Source organism: Pantoea sp. Morm (assembly GCF_016643525.1).
Lineage (GTDB): Bacteria > Pseudomonadota > Gammaproteobacteria > Enterobacterales > Enterobacteriaceae > Pantoea > Pantoea dispersa.
This window is the reverse complement of record NZ_VOQX01000272.1, coordinates 1-713: the sequence shown is the minus strand read 5'-3', so window position 1 is coordinate 713 and position 713 is coordinate 1. Positions and strand designations below refer to the sequence as shown.

At 57.5% G+C, this 713-nt stretch carries 1 protein-coding gene; it reads left to right on the top strand.

The genetic code is table 11. The annotated features are described in order from the left end of the window. Position 1: 1 nt before the first annotated feature. On the top strand, positions 2–713 hold a 712-nt coding region (locus FT726_RS27500), incomplete at its 3' end, for a potassium transporter TrkG (RefSeq protein ID WP_346303867.1).

Genomic DNA, 713 nt, shown 5'->3' with positions numbered 1-713 from the left:
GATTCTGTTCTCTGTAACCATGATCCTGCCTGGCTTAGTGGCCCTGATTTATCGCGACGGTGCCGGGCGCGCGTTCAGTCAGACGTTTATGATGGCGATCGTCATCGGTTCGCTGCTGTGGTGGCCCAACCGCAAACAAAAAAGTGAGCTGAAACCGCGTGAAGGCTTTCTGATTGTGGTGCTGTTCTGGACCGTGCTGGGCAGCGTGGGGGCAATGCCGTTTATCTTCGCCGAGCAGCCACATCTGTCGGTGACCGACGCCTTCTTCGAATCGTTCTCTGGCTTAACCACCACCGGTGCCACTACGTTAGTAGGGCTCGACTCGCTGCCCAAAGCGATTCTGTTCTATCGCCAGATGCTGCAGTGGCTTGGCGGCATGGGGATCATCGTGCTGGCGGTGGCCATTCTGCCGATTCTTGGCGTCGGCGGCATGCAGCTGTACCGCGCCGAGATGCCGGGACCGCTGAAAGATAACAAAATGCGCCCGCGCATTGCCGAAACGGCTAAAACCCTGTGGCTGATTTATGTGCTGCTGACGGTGGCCTGTGCGCTGGCGCTGTGGCTGGCGGGCATGCCGATGTTTGATGCTATCGGCCACAGCTTCTCGACCATCGCCATCGGCGGTTTTTCTACCCATGATGCCAGCATCGGCTACTTCAATAGCCCGACCATTAATACCATCGTGGCGATTTTCCTGCTGATCTCCGGCTGTA